The organism is Poseidonibacter ostreae, assembly GCF_009208075.1.
GTDB classification, from domain to species: Bacteria; Campylobacterota; Campylobacteria; order Campylobacterales; family Arcobacteraceae; genus Poseidonibacter; species Poseidonibacter ostreae.
Window position 1 is genome coordinate 1 of the sequence record NZ_WFKJ01000011.1, and the last position, 17,343, is coordinate 17,343.

Genomic DNA, 17,343 nt, shown 5'->3' on the forward strand with positions numbered 1-17,343 from the left:
AAAAGCTTTACGAGGGAGTTATTAAATATTTATCTTTTGTAAAAAGTGCAATTGAAGATGAAAATATTGAAGCAAAATTTACATATATCAATAAAGCAATTGCAATATTTGATGAATTAAGAAATGTTCTTGATTTTGATGGTGGAGATGTTGCTTATTATTTAGATGGTTTATATTTATATCAAATAGAAACACTATTCTCTGCAGGAGTTGATGATAATGTTAACTCAATAAATCAAGTAATAAAAGTTACTCAAGGACTAATAGACGCATGGAAAGACGAGACTGGTCTGTAAAAGCTCTTAAAGAATTAATTTATATTGATTCTTTAGACTCTAAAGATAAAGCTGATTCTTTAGTAAGATGGCATACTAAGCACCTAGAAGAAAACACAATTGAAGATTTCGATTTAGAAATTGAAGATTTAAAATACTTAAAAGAACTTTTTTTTAAAAATATTAATTTTTTAAAAAACTATAAAGAAGAATCTAGATTAGAACTTATTAAAATGAAAAAAATAAAGAGATTTCTAAAGAACTAAATCTTTTAGCTCAATTTCTTTTTCTTTTATATACGCTCTAATATTTTTAGGTATTTTTTGTACTCTACACTTTTCCTTAAATTTTTTATCCATAATCTGCTGTGATTTTGGAGATATCCAAAGAAAATCTTTTTTTATACTAATACAAACTTTATCAGATATAGTAATTTCTTTTTGTCTTAAAACTTCATATCTTTGAGCTTGTGAAAGTAAAATTCCTCTTTTCTTTAAAGATAAATCAATAAGTCTTATATTTAAATTTTCATCATTTAAATTTTTATATATTTCTAATTGAAATATTTTATAAAGAGGTTTAATTGAAATATTTAATGAGTTTACATCTTTTTCTAAGTATTTAAAGGAATTTTTTACACCCTCTTTATACTCATCTAAAAATCTGTCTGAAAAATTATGTCTAAAATAGTTTCTTTTATATTTTTCATCATAATTACTTTTATCTATGAAATACTTAATGCTATTTTCTTTAAGAAAACTCTTTAGTTCATCTTTTGAAACATCAAGTAAGGGTTTGTATGAAATATAAGATTCTAGCTCTTCATATTCCTTAAAAGCAATAAGTTCAACTAATCCTGCACCTTTGCTTAGTTGCATTAAAAACCATTCTAGTTTATCATTGAGTTGATGAGCTGTTATTAAAGTGTTATAAGAGTTTGCCTTGATTACTTCTTTAAAGAAATTATATCGGATATCTCTTGCAGTTTTTTCAAAATTGGATTTTGATTCTAAGTGTACTTCCTTGTAAAATATTTCTTTATTATATTTTAAAGCTAAATCTTTTGCGTATTGAAGTTCTTCTTTTGATTCTTCTCTTAAGTTATAATTTACAATTACAATATCAAAATCAATATTTTCTTTTAATAGTAAAAAAAATAGTGCAGTAGAATCAATACCAGCAGAAAATGCTAGTAAATTTTTTGACTCTTTTATTACAGAAAAATCTAAGTTCATAAATCTATAATCTATTTAATTACTGTTGCTAGTAATTTATCTCCAGATAGCTCAGTAACTCTTACTGAATAAATTTTCCCAAACTCAAGTTGTTTAGGATTATTTTCATCATATAATTCATTATCATTTATATAAATCTCACCATCAATATCAGGAGCCCAAGTAGTTTTTCTAGCACTTAGTAAAAATTCATGCTCATCGCTTTCTCCATCAATATAAACTTCAAAAGTTTTTCCAACTTCAGCTTCAAGTGATTCTTGTGTAGTTTGTGCAATAATTTCACCAATTTCATCTGCTCTATTATCTATTACTTCTTGCTCAATTAGCATATCTGATTTAGCAGCTGTTGTTCCTTCTTCAGTTGAGTAAGAAAATACATTAGCTCTATCAAATTTATAGTTTTTAATATATTCACATAAAGCTTCATGGTCTTCTATTGTCTCTCCTGGGTGACCTGCAATAAATGTTGTTCTTACAAAAGAGTTTGGTTTTGATTTCATATGATCCATTAATTCAATTAACTTTTCAACACCTTTTCCTCTTTTCATGATTTTAAGCATTGAAGGAGTTATATGTTGAAGTGGCATATCAAAATAATTTTGGAAAACTTTTGAATCTGCAATTTTATCAATTAAATCTAAAGTTGTAGTTGATGGATAAAGATATAAAATTCTTGCAGTTTTAATACCTTCGATTTTTTCAACTTCAGATATAAGTTGTTCTAAGCCATCTTTTTGGTCTTGGTCTCTTAAAAACGATGAAGAGTCTTGAGAAATAAAAGTAAAGTCAGTATAACCTTTTGATACTAGTGAACTTACCTCTTTTACAAGTGATTGAAGTGTTCTAGAGTGAAGTTTACCTTTAAAACTAGGAATTGCACAGAATGAACATGCTTGATTACATCCTTCACTTAATTTTACATAAGCATGATAAGAAGAACCTGTTATTACTCTTTCATTTGTATCTGATGCTAAAAATACTTGATTTGTAAAAGCACTTCTTTTTTCATTTACAAGCTCATCAATTTTGTCATAATCCCCAACACCTGTAAAAATATCAACTTCAGGTATCTCTTTTTGTAACTCTTCTTGATATCTTTGTGTTAAACAACCAGCAACAACAAGAACTGATTCTTCTTTTCTTTGGTCATGTAAATCTAAAATAGTATTAATACTCTCTTCTTTAGCAGAGTCAATAAAACCACAAGTATTAACAATTAATACATCAGCACTTGTTGCATCATCGCTTATTTTATACTCTTTTAGTTTTCCTAGCATAATTTCAGAATCAACAAGATTTTTCGTACATCCAAGAGATACTAAATGTAAAGATTTTTCAGGATTTTGTGTAGTAAATTTCATATAAAGTAGTTACCTTAGTTTTTATGCAATTTTAACATAAAACTAATAATATAAGATAAAATAAAGAATAGAGCTTATCTATTCTTTATTTATAAAGTGTTATTTAGCTTGAATACCTTCAATTTCAATATCAAGTTTGATTTCGTTTCCAACAGTTAATCCACCAGCTTCTAATACTTTATTCCAAGTAATACCAAAGTCTGTTCTGTCTATTTTTCCACTTAAAGCAAATCCTGCTCTATTATTTCCCCATGGATCTTTAATCGTTCCACCATTATCAAACTCTAACTTGATGTTTTTTGTAACACCTTTCATTGTAAAGTCACCATAAACATCATCTCCATCAACTTTTGTTAATTTAAATGTAATTAATGGGAATTTAGCTGCATCAAATAATTCTGGTTCTTTTAAGTGTGCATCTCTTTTTGCATTGTCAGTATTAATTGAAGCTGTTTGAATCTCTCCATTTAAAGATACTAATTTTTTTGTTTTTTCATCATATTCAAATGAACCAGTAAAGTCATTGAAGTTTCCTTTTACATTTGAAATCATTAAGTGTTTAACTTTAAATCCCATATTTGAATGACTTTTATCTACATTATAAGTACCTGCAAATAATGTTGAAACTAATAGTGCTGAAACAAGTGTTAATTTTTTTAAATTCATATTTTTATCCTTAATTAAATTATTATAATTAAAAATATATCATAGAAAAACTTAAAAATATCTTTCTAGAAAGACACTTGTTATAATCTTATTTTTTATGTATAATAAATTTATGAAAATAGAAGAATTAGATAGTGATATTAAAAGACACAAAATTAAATCTCCAAATACTTATCATGATATTATAAATGTAACGGTTCCTTTTTATATGTTATATGGGAAACTTTTAAATGCAATTACATCAGTACAAGAACAGAAATTTAATATCTCAAATAGTGAATTAGATGTTTTAGGTTCTTTAAAAATGTCTGGAGGAGTTGATTGTACTTTAAGTCCTACTGCACTGTATGAAAGATTATTATTCTCTTCTGGTGGGATGACAAAGGTTCTAAAAAAGCTTGAAGAAAAAGGGTTTATTGAAAGAGTACATAACAGTAATGATAAAAGAAGCAAATTAGTTAAATTAACACAAAAAGGTGCTCTGATTTTAGATAAAACATTAAAAGCAGTTATTCAAGAAGAAAATAAAGTTTTTGCAAATTTAAATGATGAAGATAGAATAGTTTTCAAAAACCTTTTAGTAAAAGCACTAAAAGATTAAAAGAAAATATTGAAAACTAAAGCCAAATATTATCTAATAGTCTTGTTTTCCCAAATCTTACTACTATTAGAATAATACTATTTTTTAATTCAATTTCATTTATTTCATTAAACTCTCTATCTACGATAGCTACATATTCTACATCTAAGTTTTTCATAATCTCAAGTATTTTATTTTTTATAATAGTTGTATTTAATTCACCTTTAGCTACTAAAGCTCCTGCTGAATATAAAGATTTTGAGATTAATAATGCTTCACTTCTTTGTTCAGTACTTAAGTATACATTTCTAGAACTAAGTGCTAATCCGTCATTTTCTCTTACTATTTCACAAGGAACAATATTGATTGGAAGAAATAAATTTTTTACCATTTGAGAAATCAATGAAAGTTGTTGCGCATCTTTTTTACCAAAATATGCATTTGTAGCTTGAACAATTCCAAATAGTTTTAAAACAACTTGTAAGACACCATCAAAATGTCCAGGTCTAGTAAGTCCTTCTAAAATATAGCTTTTATTTGGAGCTTTAATTAAAACTTCTTCTTTTGAATACATAGTTGAAATTTCAGGCATAAATAAATAATCAACTTTACAAAGTTCACATATTCTTTTATCTGCTTCATCACGTCTAGGATATGCATCTAAATCTTCTCCTGGAAGAAACTGTGTAGGATTTACAAAAATTGAAACAATTACGATTTCATTTTCTAATCGGGCTTTTTTTATAAGTGAAATATGTCCATCATGTAAAGCTCCCATAGTTGGAACAAAACCAACATTTGAACTTATTGTTTTTCGTATATTTTGTAATTGTTCAATAGTTTTTAATATTTGCAAAAAATCATCCTTATTTTAGAATTGAGATTATATCAATTTTGAGTTTTACTTTCAATATTTTTTAATATACCTATTAATATGTATCCAAAACCAATTTCTATAATACAAAGTGTTTGACTAAAAAATCTAAGTTGTTCTGAATTTAGAAACATTGATAGAAACAATAAAAATATAGAAGTTAAAAATAATACATTTGCGTGTAGTTCATAAATTTTTGTTTTTATTAAGTACGAAAGAATTAATGAGAATATGGAAATTATAAAAATCCATAAAGTATAAACAAAACTATATTCATCAATTTTTAAAGATAAGATACTAAAAATACTCATAAAAATAAAAATACTAATAGCTATTTTAAAAATAAATATTTGCATGGAAGTAAAGTTTTTAATTTGCATTAATAGGTTTTGTTTTTTTGTTAATCTGTAATCAATAAAGAGTCCAAGAAAGATAAAAAGAGTTATAAATACAATACCAAAAACTAAAGAATAAGATAAAAGAGTTTGAGAAAATGTAAATAAAAAACTAGCAATTACTCCCCAAGTAATTAAAGCCCTATAATCATAGGGAATAAGATTCTTATTTCCCATCATAGTTTGGATTTAATTTAAGTAGAACTAAATCCGCAATCATATTTCCAATTAATGTTAAAAATGCTCCAATAATTAATATTCCCATAATGACTGGATAATCATGACTTAAGGCACTTTGAAAAAATAATAATCCCATTCCATCTATTGAAAAAATAGTTTCAAGTATTACTGAACCTCCAATAATTCCTGGAAGTGAAAGTCCTAAAAGTGTAATAACAGGAGGATATAAATTTGGTAAAATATAATATCTTAAAATTTGTTTATTGCTTAGACCACGAGAACGTGCAAAAAATATGTAATCAGATTTTAGTATTTCAATTGTAAGTGAACGAATATACAGAGTCAAACTACCAATTCCTCCAAAAACAATAATTGTAATTGGCAAAATTAAATGCCAAGCATAATCTAAATAGTAATTTAAACTTCCATCATCTGGAACTGAATGTAATCCTGCAATTGGTAAAACCTCAAAAGTTATTGAAAATATTAAAACAGCTAAAAGTGCAAGATAAAAAGAGGGCATTGAAAAACTAATAAGTGATAATTGACCTGTAAATTTATCAAAAAAACTGTTTTTATTTAAAGCTGCTTTAATTCCTAGGTATAAAGATAAGACAAAGATTAGAAGCATTGATATTATATTAATAATTAAAGTTATTGGTATTCGTGTTAATATCTCATCTTTTACCATTGAACCACTAGCAAAAGATATCCCAAAATCTAATTGGATTATTGCTATAACCCATGAGTAAAATTGCATATACAAGGGTTTATCAAGACCATAAATTGCTTTTAATTGTGCTACAGATTCTTCTGTTATGTTAGGGTTTAATGCACCACTTGCAAAAAAAGAGTTAGGAGCTAAATTAATTGCTAAAAAAGATATTAGGCTAATAATAAAAAGCATAACAAGTAAATATAAAATCTTTTTAAAAAATAATTTCAAGTACTTTTACTCTCCTGTAATATCTAGACTATATAAATATATATTTATAAGAAAGAGTATTCTACCATTTGTTATGTTATTTTATTCTAATAGGCTTTTTATTGAAGCTTTAATATATTTAAATAAAAGTTCTTTTTCTTTATGTTCTAACTTTTTATTCTCTAGTTTTTCTAAGGATTTACAAATATCATCTAATGATACATTTAAACAAGAGTTTTTAATATAGTGAGCTTTAAAAGATATATTCTCTACATCTTTTTTTTGTATATTCTCTTCTAATTCTTTAATATCTTTTTCAATATTCTCTTTGAATTTATTAATAATCAAACCAACAATACTTTCACTAATCCCAAGTTTATTGATAATTTTATTTTTATCAAAGGATGTTTTTTTAGTCAGTTTTGCTGATTCTTGCTTTAAGAATTTTTCAAATATATTTTTAAGCTCTTTTATCTTTATAGGTTTACTTAAATAATCATCCATCCCAATATTAAGAAACTTCTCTTTGTCTCCTTTAATTGCATTTGCAGTTAATGCAATTATTGGTGTAGTTTCAAGATTATTCTCTTTTTCATATAGTCTAATTTGTTTGAATGCTTCTATCCCATCCATAATTGGCATATTTATATCAGTTAATATAAGACTGTATTTACTTTTTTTGTACTCTTCTAAAGCTTCTAGTCCATTATCTTTTATATTAAATTCTAAACCAAAATCTTCAAGAATATATTTTATTAGTTCTTGATTTGCCAAATTATCTTCAGCAACAAGTATCTTTCCTTTGTACTGTTGTTTTTCAATAATTTCTTTATTTTCTAACTGTACTTTATTTTTTTTGCTAAGTAAATTTTGTAAGCAATCATTTAATTTTGATGGATAAAAAGGTAGTGATATAATCTCTTCATTTCTTAGTTTATTGATTTTTTGAATGCTATTTTCATTTTCTACAAGAATTAATAATGTATTATTTGGATGTTTTTCTCTAAGAGTATTTAACTTCTCTTCAGAAGTAAAGCAAGTAAGTAAGACATCAAAGTTTTTATCTTCATTATTTATGTTGCCAAATAAATCTATATATCTTTTTATATACTCAAATAACTTATCTTCTTTATTATCAATTTTAAATTTAATATTAGAGATAAACTCTTTTTGTGATAAATCACTATCTTCACAAACTTCAAAAGCTAAGGTGAAACTAAAAATTGAACCTTCATTTATTCTACTTTGAACTTCTATTTTTGAACCTAAAGAGTTAATAATATGATTAGAAATACTTAGTCCTAAGCCTGTTCCTGAGAATTTTTTATTTGAGTTATTATCTAATTGTATAAATGGATCAAAAATTGACTGTAGTTTTTCTTCTTTAATCCCAATTCCAGAGTCTTCAATTTTAAATTTTAAAGTAGCTATATTTTCTTCAAGTTTTTCTAGTAAAATACTAATATGTACAGTTCCTTCTTCAGGAGTAAATTTAATAGCATTACTAATTAAATTTGATAAAACTTGCTTTAATCTTAAGCCATCTGTCTTAATATATAAAGGAACCTCTTTATCTATATCAAAAACTAATTTAATATTTTTTTCATTAGCTCTTCTAGAAAACAACTCTATTACATGCTCACTAATAAAATAAATATCACTTTTTTCATAAGTAAGATTAAAATTACCACTTTTTATTTTTGATACATCTAAAATATCATTAATTATTACAAGCAGTGAATTTGCACTACTATTTATAATATCTGCTTGTTTCTGATTTTGATTGGCTAGTTGTTTTGAATTACTTAATAAATCAGAAAAACCAATTATTGCATTTAAAGGAGTTCTTATTTCATGTGACATATTAGCCAAGAAAGTTGATTTTGCCTCATCTGCTCTTTGTGCTTTTTCTAAGGCATTGTATTGAGTTTGTAATAAGGATTTTATACTACTTGCCATCTTATTAAAAGAGTTTTCTAGTTTTCCTATTTCATCATTTGAAGTTATAGGAATTCTATATTCAAAATCATTTTCTGAAAATTTCTTAGTACCTAGTAAAATATTTTCTAATTTTGAAGTAATATAATTAGAAATCCAAAGTGCAATTATAATTATTAGAATTATCATTATAAATGTAACTACTGATAATTCATTAATTAATGATTTAATAAATTGTTCAATTTCAATTTTATTATCATTTACAATCTCTTGCATTTGATTAGTTTGCTTATGTAAAATCTTTGTTACATTACTTTTTGTTTTATTTGCTGCTGCATGAAACTCATCAACATTCGCCCCAATTGTAACAAAACCAAAACCTCTTTTTGTTTTTCCATATTTGCCTGTATAGTATGGAATAGAAGCTGCAGTTGATAGTTTCCAAACTTTACTCCAATAGATAATAAAAGAGCCATATCCTCCATTTTGTGTTAATTCCATCCAGCCTTTACACTGAGGTGCAAAGTTTAAATAACGACAATCCAAGCCAACATTTCCATCTTTTAATAGTTGAGAAATATTTGGCTTTTTCTTTAAACTTTGTTCTTCAAATGTAGGATAGTCTTTTAGAAAATCATTTATCTCTTTATTAGAGTTTTCAAATTTTAAAGCTAAATCAGAACTTAGCCAAGGCATTTGTCTTTTTCCTGTTTCTTTATCAAACCCAGCTATAAAATAATCTCTTGGATGTGAAATATTTCTACCTTCAAAATCCCACATAAAAGCATAATTTCCTTTACTTGCATCAGAAATATTTTGTGTTGGATCTGCAGTTGTTGGATCTTTTGTATCTGTAAATTGCATTAAGTGTTCATGATCTAAGGCAAGTGAAATATATCCTACTTTTTTGTTCTCTTTAAATACTGGTGTAATAAATCTTACTATTGCTTCAAATTTTTTTCCATTAGGGTTTTCTTTTCCTGCGTAAGCATGATTCTGTGGATTAAAATCAATATTTAGTTTTTTTGCTTTTTCTTTTGTAAAGCTACCAATTACATTTGATTTTACATACTCTCCAATTACTTCAGAAACATATATTTCATCTTTTTTTAGTTTTTTAATTTCTTTAAAATAAGTCTCTGAATTAATATAAGTATTGTTTTTATTTGAAATATCTTTTAAGTTGTTATCAATTTGAGATATTTTATAAAGCTCTTTTCCTCTTAAATTAAAATATGAAACTTCTTTATAAATAGGAATTGATTTTTTTTGTAAAATAAGAGGATCTGTGAAGTTAAACTCTTTTTCATTATCTTTTAATACGGATTTTTCATTTTCTCTTTTTACCTTTTTAGGTACTTTTGAACTTATCCATTTACTATTTTTTTCATCATAAATATAATCTTCATGAATTATTATATCTCTATTTTTTGTTGTATAAAAGCTCTTAAGAATTTCATTATTTAGAGGGATTTTTGATAAAAATAGTATATCTTTATCTCTTTCATATAAAAAATCTGCAACTTTACTTGCAATTTCAAAGGATATTTTTTCTATAGCATATTGAGATTTTTTGTCTAAGTTTTTTATACTATCTTCAATAGATGCATTTGCAGTATTTAAAACAATTTCTTTATTTTTATTAAAAAGATAACGTGTACTATTTTGTACATATTTTTCAAGGTTAAGCACTCCAATATAAGCAATATATGCAATGAGAAGTAAAGGAATTATTTTTATAACAATAAAAAGTAAAATTAGCTTTATTTTAATACTTAAATTTTTCAAATAATATCCTAGTATATTTATTTATGCTTCTATAAATGAGTTATAAATTTTGCTAACTTCCTCTATGTTCTTTACAAATAAATCTACTAAATCAGGATCAAAATGCTTTGAACTCTCTTCTTGTAGAAACTCTAAGGCTTTTTCGAAATCCCAAGCTTTTTTATATGGTCTATGTGATGTTAGTGCATCAAAAACATCAGCAATCGCAACAATTCTTCCATAAATATGAATATCATCTGCTTTAGAACCTTTTGGATAACCTGAACCATCAAATTTTTCATGATGATGTAATGCAATAGTTGCACCTGCTTTTAAATAATCACTTTTAGAATCTTTTAAAATCTCATATCCGATTAAAGCATGAGTTTTCATTATTTCAAATTCATCTTCATCTAATCTACCAGGTTTTAAAAGAATTTTATCTTCAATTCCTACTTTTCCTAAATCATGAAATGGAGCTGCATGAAATATCAAATCTTGCTCTTTTTCGCTAAGTCCATACTCTTTTGCTAAAAGTTTTGAATAATGAGATACTCTAGCAACATGAGATGCAGTTTCTGGATCTTTATATTCAGCAGTTTTTCCTAAAATTTTTAGTGTTTCATGTTCTCTTTTTATAAGATCTTTTGTGGCTTTTTCAACTTCACTTTCTAAGAGTTTTGCTTTTGATTCTAATAATATTTTGTTTTGATAGTTTGATAATAAGTTTTCTACTCTTGCTTCAAAAACTAGAGCATTTACAGGTTTACTTAAAAAATCACTAACTCCTAAATCAAAAGCTTTTTTATGAATATTCTCGTCATCTCCTGCTGCTGTAATCATTATTATTGGTATATTTTTTTGTTTTTTCTAAACTCTTCAATAAATTCTAAACCATTAATATTTGGCATCATGTAATCTATCAATATCATGTCTACATTATTTTGTAAACAGTACATTAAAGCTTCAAGAGGTTCCATAAAACTTTTTACATTTAAATTCATATCATTACATATTATTTCAATAGAAAAAAGATTATTTTCATTATCATCGATTGAAACAATATTCATATTTTCAAAACTCACAAGAAAGCCTTTGTAGGTTATTTTTTATATATAATATAGTTTTTTCTTTTAAAATACAATATAACAACTGTTAACTTAACCTATAATTTGGTATAATTAGTTAAAAACTAAGGTTACATGTATGAGCTCATTTAAAGTTATTTTTGTTTTTATGATATTAATTTCTTCTTTTTCTTATGCAAAAGCAAAAACTGAACTTCTCTTTTATATAGGGATTACAATGGTTAATCCAATTAAAGAGTTATCAAATAATTTTGAAAAAAAATATGATTGTAAAATTAATATTCTTCAAGGTGGAAGTGAAGATTTATATAATAGTATAAAATCAAGTAATCAAGGTGATTTATATCTTCCTGGTTCTTTGTCATATAGAACTAAATATTTAAAAGAAAAGCTTTTATTAGATTCAAAATTTGTAGGTTTTAATAAACTTTCATTACTTGTAAAAAAAGGTAATCCAAAAAATATAAAAGCATCACTTAGTGAACTTACGAATGAAAATTTAAATGTAGTCTTAGGAAATGACCAAAGTAGCAGTGTAGGAAAAGCTTCTAAAAAAGTTTTAGTAAAAAATAAATTATATAAAAAAGCAATTTTAAATACTCTATTTTTGGCTTCTGATTCAAGAAATTTGATAAATTCTATTAAAGAAGGAAAAGCTGATTTAATTTTAAATTGGCATGCTACTACATTTTGGGATGGAAATAAAAACTTTGTTGAACCTTTAGTACTAGAAGATAAATATACAAATAAATCTGCACTTGTATTGAATCTTTTAGAAACTTCTACAAATAAAGAATTAACAAGAAAATTTATGGATTATGCTTCTTCACTTGAGGGAAGAAAAGTTTTTGAAAAATACGGTTTTCTTGATATTAATGATATAAATAACTTTGAAAAGATAGCTTTAGATGTTGAAAAATAATACAATATATCAAGGTTTAACGGCTTTAATAATAACTTTCTTTTTAGGGTATGTTGGAATTATCATAATTCATAATGTATTCTCAGATATTGTAAAAACACTTGATTATAATGTGAAAAATGAGTATTCAAGATATAAAATAGGTGAGTATGTTTTAAAAGAAATTGCTTCAATTGAAACTAATTATTATAAGATGGGACTTATTACAAAAATTAGAGCAATTAAGCCTATTCAAGAAAAAATTAATGATGAAATTGAAGATATAAAAAATGCAATAAGAGTTTTAGAAGTTGGTGGTACTCTTAATAATCATATAAAATTAAATCTACTAGAAGCCGAAATAGTTACAGATAGAGTATATTTTAATGTAGATAATTCAATAAAACATTATACTTTTGAATCAATAGATCTTCTTCCTAAACTTGATGAGCTAACTCTTAAACTTTCAAAAATGGAAGATATTATGAAGATCAAACTTGCATATACTTCAAATAAAAATATAGAAATATCAGAAGATGAGATATTTAAAGTAAAACTTTTTTTTAAACAATTACCTACTTTGTTTATTAGAATGAAAGAGAATGCAAGTAGACTTTTACATGATAGTAAAAAAAATATTGACCTACTTGAAAAAAATATAACTGAGGAAAAAGTTTATTATAGAAAGCTTGAATACTTATTTACTTTTTTTGTAATGACAATTGTTTTATTACTTGGAATTTTTGTTATAAAGCAAATTCTTAATAAAAGTAAAGAGTTAGAAGAAATTACAAAAAAGGCAAAATTATCAGAGCAAGAAGCTTTAAAAGCAAACCAATCAAAATCTCAATTTCTTGCAAATATGTCACATGAAATACGAACACCACTAAATGCGATTATAGGTTTTTCAAATATATTAGCAAAATCAGAATTAGAAAAAAAAGATAAAGAAAAAGCAAATATTATTTCAAAGAGTGCAACTGCATTATTAAATATAATAAATGATATTTTAGATATTTCAAAAGTTGAAAGTGGAAAATTTGAGATTTCAAAAACAGAATTTAATCTTAGAGATTTTTTAGAACAAATAGTACATTTATACTCTATTACTACAAAAGAAAAAAATATCAGATTTGTATATTTATTTGATAGTAAAATACCAAATTTTATAACAAGTGATGAAACAAAATTAAAGCAAGTACTTTCAAATATTTTAAGTAATGCAATAAAATTCACACCAAAAGATGGAAAAGTCTTATTTGAAGTAAAATTAATAAAATTAGAAGATGATATTGCAAAAATAGAATTTTCTGTTAAAGATGAGGGAATTGGTATATCTTTAGATGATCAAAAGAAAATTTTTGAGCCTTTTTCTCAAGCAGATGGATCAATTTCAAGAAAATTTGGTGGTACTGGTTTAGGTTTAGCAATTAGTTTAAGTATTGTAAAAATGCTTGGTTCTGAAATCAAACTTGAAAGCCAAATAGATGAAGGTAGTAGATTCTATTTTGATTTAGATCTTCAAGTATCAAAAGAAAATTTAGAAGAGAAAAAGTTAAAATATCATTTTGCACTATGTAATATTATTAACGATAAAGAAAATATTAGAAATCATTTAAAAGATGTTCTTAAAGAGTTTGGAGTAATTCATGATAATGATGAAGATATTGAAAAGAGTGAATATATTGATTTAATCTTTTGTTTTGGAGACCCACAGTTTTTTGAAAAACTTTCAAGAAGAAAAAAAAGATTTAATTGTCCTGTAGTATATGTAGGAAATATGGAAAAAATAGACAATAACAATATAATGAAACCTTTGATGGATTATTATTTAGATGTACCTATTTATGGCTCAAAAGTATTTAATATTTTAGCTGAAGCTAAATCAATAGAAAAAACAAAAGAGAAAGAAAATCAAGAGTATATTTTTAATGCAAAGGTTTTAGTTGCAGAAGATAATACAAATAATCAGTTATTAATAGAGTTGATACTTAAAGATTTAGGTTTAGATGTTTGTATTGTAGAAAATGGTAAGTTAGCTTATGAAAAATATAAAGAAGAAAAGTTTGACTTAGTTTTCTTAGATATAAATATGCCAATAATGGATGGCTTAGAATCTCTAAAATTAATAAGAGAGTATGAAAAAATCAATAAGAACTATACACCAATAATTGCACTAACTGCTAACTCAATAAAAGGTGATAAGCAAAAATACTTAAAAGCAGGAATGGATTTTTATTTAAGTAAGCCTATTGTAAATGAAGAACTTGTAAAGATTTTATCTACTTATTTAGAAAAAAAAGTGATTAAAGAAACAAAGGTGATAAGCAATGATATTGTAGAATATGCTATTACAGACATTAATATAGAACTTGTTGCAAAAAAGATTGGAATGAGTGAAAATATAGCAATAAAAATAATAGATAAATTCAAATCAAATATTGTAAAAGATATGAAGGATTTTGAAAATATTATTAAAAATGAAGATAAAAATGAGATATCACAAAAAGCACATTATTTAAAAAACTCATGTCTTAATGTTGCTTTAGATAATGCTTGTAAAATACTAGAGGAACTAGAAGCAGTAGAAATATCAAACTTATCAGTTATTCAAATAGAAGAGAAGTTTGAAAATTTAAAGACATTGCTTTTTAGCAATAAATAAAATTAGGTTAAAAATGACAGGTATCGATATAACTTCAATAAATAGAATTAAGAAAATGTATGAAAAGTTTGGTAGACGAGCTTATGAAAAATTTTTAAGTGAAGAAGAAATAGAATTAGTAAAAAGACCCGAAACTGCTGCTGGTTTTTGGGCTGCGAAAGAGGCTGCTAGTAAAGCAATTGGTACAGGAATTGGAGCTGATTGTTCTTTTCATGATATAAAAATTACAAAGACAGCTAAAGGTGCTCCAAAACTAAAGTATAAAAAAAAGGTACGTAAAAAGTTTAATATTAAAGAATCTCATGTTTCAATAACACATGATGAAGGATTTGCAATAGCTGTTGTAAATAACATCTTGAAATAATTCATCATGCTTTTTGGGAGTGTTAGAAAGTAGCTTTTAAACCTGTATAGAAATATGTTCCAATATTTGTACCTAAATCTTCATCAATTTGTTCATCAAAGATATTATCAATTCCTCCATATACTTGAACATGCTTATTGATTTTATAACTAGCACCTAGATCAACAAGATTATATGAATCTGCTTTTGTAGTATTTAAAGTATCAGTATATTGCTCCCCTATATATCTAAGCATTAAATTTGTTGCTAAGTTTTGAGTAATTTTATAGTTTGAATTTAAAGATGCAGAAATGTCTGGCGTGTATGTAAGCTCTTTAGAATTACTTTCATTTTCTGTTTTTAAATAAGTTAGATTAAATCCTATATCAAAATTATCACTAAAATCATATCCTAAAGCTAATTCTGTTCCTTTTATATCCACTTGTGAAAGATTCTCAGAAGTATAATATTTAGCTGCTCCTGAACCATAAGAAACTAATGAAATTTTGTCTTTTATTTTATTGTTAAATAATGTAAGCTCCGATGTGAATGAATTAAATCTATTAGATAATGAAACTTCAAAAGTCTCTGATTGCTCTGGTTTTAAATCATAAGCTGTAGTTTTTGGTCCAAAGATAACATCCGAACCAAATCTTTTACCGTCTTTAAACAAAGGAGAAACAACATATAGCTCCGCAATATCAGGTGATCTATATCCTTGTGCATAATTAACTCTTAAGTTTGTATTATCGTTTAAGTTTTTTATAATTCCTGCTTGGAACGTGATTTTATTTTCAGCATTTGAAATATTGTCATATCTTGCACCAATTGTGGCATTTAATGTATCAGAAAATTCAATTTCATCTTGTACAAAAAGAGATTTATACTCAATAGTTTTTGTAATAAATTCACTTGAAGCAGGATTTGGATTTATTGCTCCTGATTCTCTCTTTTCTTTTCTATATTCAATTCCTGATGTAATAAAGTTTGAATCATTTAAAGCATATTTTAAATTTGAATCAAGTGTATCTATTGTTACATTTGCACTAAACTTTTTATTTGTTGGACCAGAAAAATTAATAGGATCAGTTTCATTTCTTTTTTTATAATAAGATCTATATACTTTGGTATCTATAGATAAATCATCATTTATAATATAATCTAAATCAAAAGAAGCATCAATTCTTCTATTTTTATCTTTTGAATTTACAGGAGTATTTTTAATTAAAGCAAGACCACCACTTGTAGTTTTTGCATTTCCCATATATTGTCCTTCAGTATTTTCAATAAAATAGTTTAAATCCATTCCTATTTTTAAATCATCACTTAAATCTTTTTCTAATCTTGTACCAATTGTTTTAACAGTAGATTCATCTCTATAAGTGACAGCTTGTTTTCCTGCTATATTATCCAAAGCATGAGCATTATTAGCTGCACCACTTGTAGGATCTGTTGCTTGTTGTGAATAAGATTTTGATACTGTAAATGGACTTGTATCATTTATAGAACCATAAACTTTATATTTTATGCTTTCATTTTTACCCATCGTGTTAAAATTAATATTTTTATTTCTAGCTTCATTATTTTTATTTGCACCATATTTCATATCTATTGATGTAGTATTATGATCTATTTTCTTTGTGATGATATTTATTACACCACCAATTGCATCAGAACCATATAAAGTTGACATAGAACCTTTTACAATCTCAATTCTCTCTATCATAGAAGCAGAAATTCTTGTCATTTCATAAGGACTTTCAGTCTCTGCTGATAACCTTTTCCCATCAATTAAGATAAGTGTTCCATTAGCACCAACACCTCTTAGTGAAATAGAAGCTTTTGATTTTGCACTTGGATGTGGAAAGTTTCCAAATTGGGCATTTATAGAAGGTATTTTTTTAAGTACAGTATCTAGTGTTGAAGCACCTGTTTTTTCTATATCTTCTTTACTTATAACTATAATAGAAGCACTAACCCCATCTATAGATTTTTCTGTTTTTGTTGCAGTTGTAACTTTGATTTCTTCTAATTGTGCAGCGTAGGTATTAGTAAGTAAACTAAGACAAGTGATTGTTGAAAGTAATATTTTCTTATGCATTTTTTTCCTTTAATGTGATATTGATTATCAATGATGAATACTAGCAATA

At 25.4% G+C, this 17,343-nt stretch carries 16 protein-coding genes; 6 read left to right on the forward strand and 10 right to left on the reverse strand.

The window, feature by feature from the left end; all coding sequences use genetic code 11:
• Positions 1-296, forward strand: a 296-nt coding sequence (fliS, locus tag GBG18_RS05150) for a flagellar export chaperone FliS (RefSeq protein WP_152189014.1), incomplete at its 5' end; no start/stop codon positions are given.
• A complete protein-coding gene (locus tag GBG18_RS05155) occupies positions 272-541 on the forward strand; it encodes a hypothetical protein (protein ID WP_152189016.1) in 270 nt (89 codons plus the stop codon). The genes fliS and GBG18_RS05155, both read left to right, overlap by 25 nt.
• On the opposite strand, the gene tilS is transcribed toward GBG18_RS05155, so the two are convergent.
• The 3 genes from tilS to GBG18_RS05170 all read right to left on the reverse strand — a co-directional run bounded on the left by tilS (position 530) and on the right by GBG18_RS05170 (position 3,537).
• A complete protein-coding gene (gene tilS / locus GBG18_RS05160) occupies positions 530-1,510 on the reverse strand; it encodes a tRNA lysidine(34) synthetase TilS (protein ID WP_152189018.1) in 981 nt (326 codons plus the stop codon). The genes GBG18_RS05155 and tilS overlap by 12 nt on opposite strands.
• An 11-nt stretch (positions 1,511-1,521) precedes the next feature.
• On the reverse strand, positions 1,522-2,871 hold the full coding sequence (rimO, locus tag GBG18_RS05165; protein WP_152189020.1) for a 30S ribosomal protein S12 methylthiotransferase RimO: 1,350 nt from the start codon (positions 2,869-2,871) through the stop codon (positions 1,522-1,524).
• 99 nt (positions 2,872-2,970) lie between these two features.
• On the reverse strand, positions 2,971-3,537 hold the full coding sequence (locus GBG18_RS05170; protein ID WP_152189022.1) for a YceI family protein: 567 nt from the start codon (positions 3,535-3,537) through the stop codon (positions 2,971-2,973).
• Positions 3,538-3,649: 112 nt separating this feature from the next.
• Between GBG18_RS05170 and GBG18_RS05175 the strand changes: the two genes are divergently transcribed.
• Positions 3,650-4,138 (forward strand): MarR family winged helix-turn-helix transcriptional regulator, encoded by a 489-nt coding sequence (locus GBG18_RS05175; RefSeq protein WP_193311076.1) that lies wholly within the window; start codon positions 3,650-3,652, stop codon positions 4,136-4,138.
• A gap of 16 nt (positions 4,139-4,154) precedes the next feature.
• Here the strand turns inward: GBG18_RS05175 and panC are convergent, their stop codons facing one another.
• From panC to GBG18_RS05205, 6 genes are all read right to left on the reverse strand, one after another.
• Complete coding sequence (gene panC / locus GBG18_RS05180) at positions 4,155-4,973, reverse strand: pantoate--beta-alanine ligase (RefSeq protein WP_152189024.1); 819 nt, start codon at positions 4,971-4,973, stop codon at positions 4,155-4,157.
• Positions 4,974-5,005: 32 nt separating this feature from the next.
• Complete coding sequence (locus GBG18_RS05185; RefSeq protein ID WP_152189026.1) at positions 5,006-5,566, reverse strand: hypothetical protein; 561 nt, start codon at positions 5,564-5,566, stop codon at positions 5,006-5,008.
• Positions 5,553-6,512, reverse strand: a complete 960-nt coding sequence (locus tag GBG18_RS05190) for an ABC transporter permease (RefSeq protein WP_152189028.1) — start codon at positions 6,510-6,512, stop codon at positions 5,553-5,555. Before GBG18_RS05190 ends, GBG18_RS05185 begins: the two co-directional genes overlap by 14 nt.
• Positions 6,513-6,593: 81 nt before the next feature.
• Positions 6,594-10,217, reverse strand: coding sequence for an ATP-binding protein (locus GBG18_RS05195; RefSeq protein WP_152189030.1), 3,624 nt, complete (start codon positions 10,215-10,217; stop codon positions 6,594-6,596).
• A 21-nt stretch (positions 10,218-10,238) separates the two neighbouring features.
• Positions 10,239-11,039 (reverse strand): HD-GYP domain-containing protein, encoded by an 801-nt coding sequence (locus tag GBG18_RS05200; RefSeq protein ID WP_152189032.1) that lies wholly within the window; start codon positions 11,037-11,039, stop codon positions 10,239-10,241.
• Between the two features lie 2 nt (positions 11,040-11,041).
• The gene (locus GBG18_RS05205; protein WP_152189034.1) at positions 11,042-11,281 is read right to left on the reverse strand and encodes a response regulator; all 240 of its coding nucleotides are present in this window, start codon (positions 11,279-11,281) and stop codon (positions 11,042-11,044) included.
• A gap of 121 nt (positions 11,282-11,402) precedes the next feature.
• Here GBG18_RS05205 and modA point away from each other — a divergent pair, with 121 nt between their 5' ends.
• Genes modA through acpS form a run of 3 tightly spaced genes read left to right on the forward strand, consistent with a single transcriptional unit; the run spans position 11,403 to position 15,214 of the window.
• Positions 11,403-12,206, forward strand: coding sequence for a molybdate ABC transporter substrate-binding protein (gene modA, locus GBG18_RS05210; RefSeq protein ID WP_152189036.1), 804 nt, complete (start codon positions 11,403-11,405; stop codon positions 12,204-12,206).
• A complete protein-coding gene (locus tag GBG18_RS05215; protein WP_152189037.1) occupies positions 12,193-14,850 on the forward strand; it encodes an ATP-binding protein in 2,658 nt (885 codons plus the stop codon). The genes modA and GBG18_RS05215 overlap by 14 nt, the downstream gene beginning before the upstream one ends.
• 13 nt (positions 14,851-14,863) lie before the next feature.
• On the forward strand, positions 14,864-15,214 hold the full coding sequence (gene acpS, locus GBG18_RS05220; RefSeq protein ID WP_152189039.1) for a holo-ACP synthase: 351 nt from the start codon (positions 14,864-14,866) through the stop codon (positions 15,212-15,214).
• Positions 15,215-15,236: 22 nt separating this feature from the next.
• Here acpS and GBG18_RS05225 read toward each other — a convergent pair whose 3' ends face one another.
• On the reverse strand, positions 15,237-17,294 hold the full coding sequence (locus GBG18_RS05225; RefSeq protein ID WP_152189041.1) for a TonB-dependent receptor plug domain-containing protein: 2,058 nt from the start codon (positions 17,292-17,294) through the stop codon (positions 15,237-15,239).
• Between the last annotated feature and the right edge of the window lie 49 nt (positions 17,295-17,343).

Coding starts and splice junctions, on each gene's coding strand:
- acpS (WP_152189039.1), top strand. CDS start 14,864: ATGACAGGTATCGATATAACTTCAATAAATAGAATTAAGAAAATGTAT.
- GBG18_RS05215 (WP_152189037.1), top strand. CDS start 12,193: ATGTTGAAAAATAATACAATATATCAAGGTTTAACGGCTTTAATAATA.
- modA (WP_152189036.1), top strand. CDS start 11,403: ATGAGCTCATTTAAAGTTATTTTTGTTTTTATGATATTAATTTCTTCT.
- GBG18_RS05155 (WP_152189016.1), top strand. CDS start 272: ATGGAAAGACGAGACTGGTCTGTAAAAGCTCTTAAAGAATTAATTTAT.
- rimO (WP_152189020.1), bottom strand. CDS start 2,871: ATGAAATTTACTACACAAAATCCTGAAAAATCTTTACATTTAGTATCT.
- GBG18_RS05185 (WP_152189026.1), bottom strand. CDS start 5,566: ATGATGGGAAATAAGAATCTTATTCCCTATGATTATAGGGCTTTAATT.
- GBG18_RS05200 (WP_152189032.1), bottom strand. CDS start 11,039: ATGATTACAGCAGCAGGAGATGACGAGAATATTCATAAAAAAGCTTTT.
- tilS (WP_152189018.1), bottom strand. CDS start 1,510: ATGAACTTAGATTTTTCTGTAATAAAAGAGTCAAAAAATTTACTAGCA.
- GBG18_RS05175 (WP_193311076.1), top strand. CDS start 3,650: ATGAAAATAGAAGAATTAGATAGTGATATTAAAAGACACAAAATTAAA.
- GBG18_RS05170 (WP_152189022.1), bottom strand. CDS start 3,537: ATGAATTTAAAAAAATTAACACTTGTTTCAGCACTATTAGTTTCAACA.
- GBG18_RS05225 (WP_152189041.1), bottom strand. CDS start 17,294: ATGCATAAGAAAATATTACTTTCAACAATCACTTGTCTTAGTTTACTT.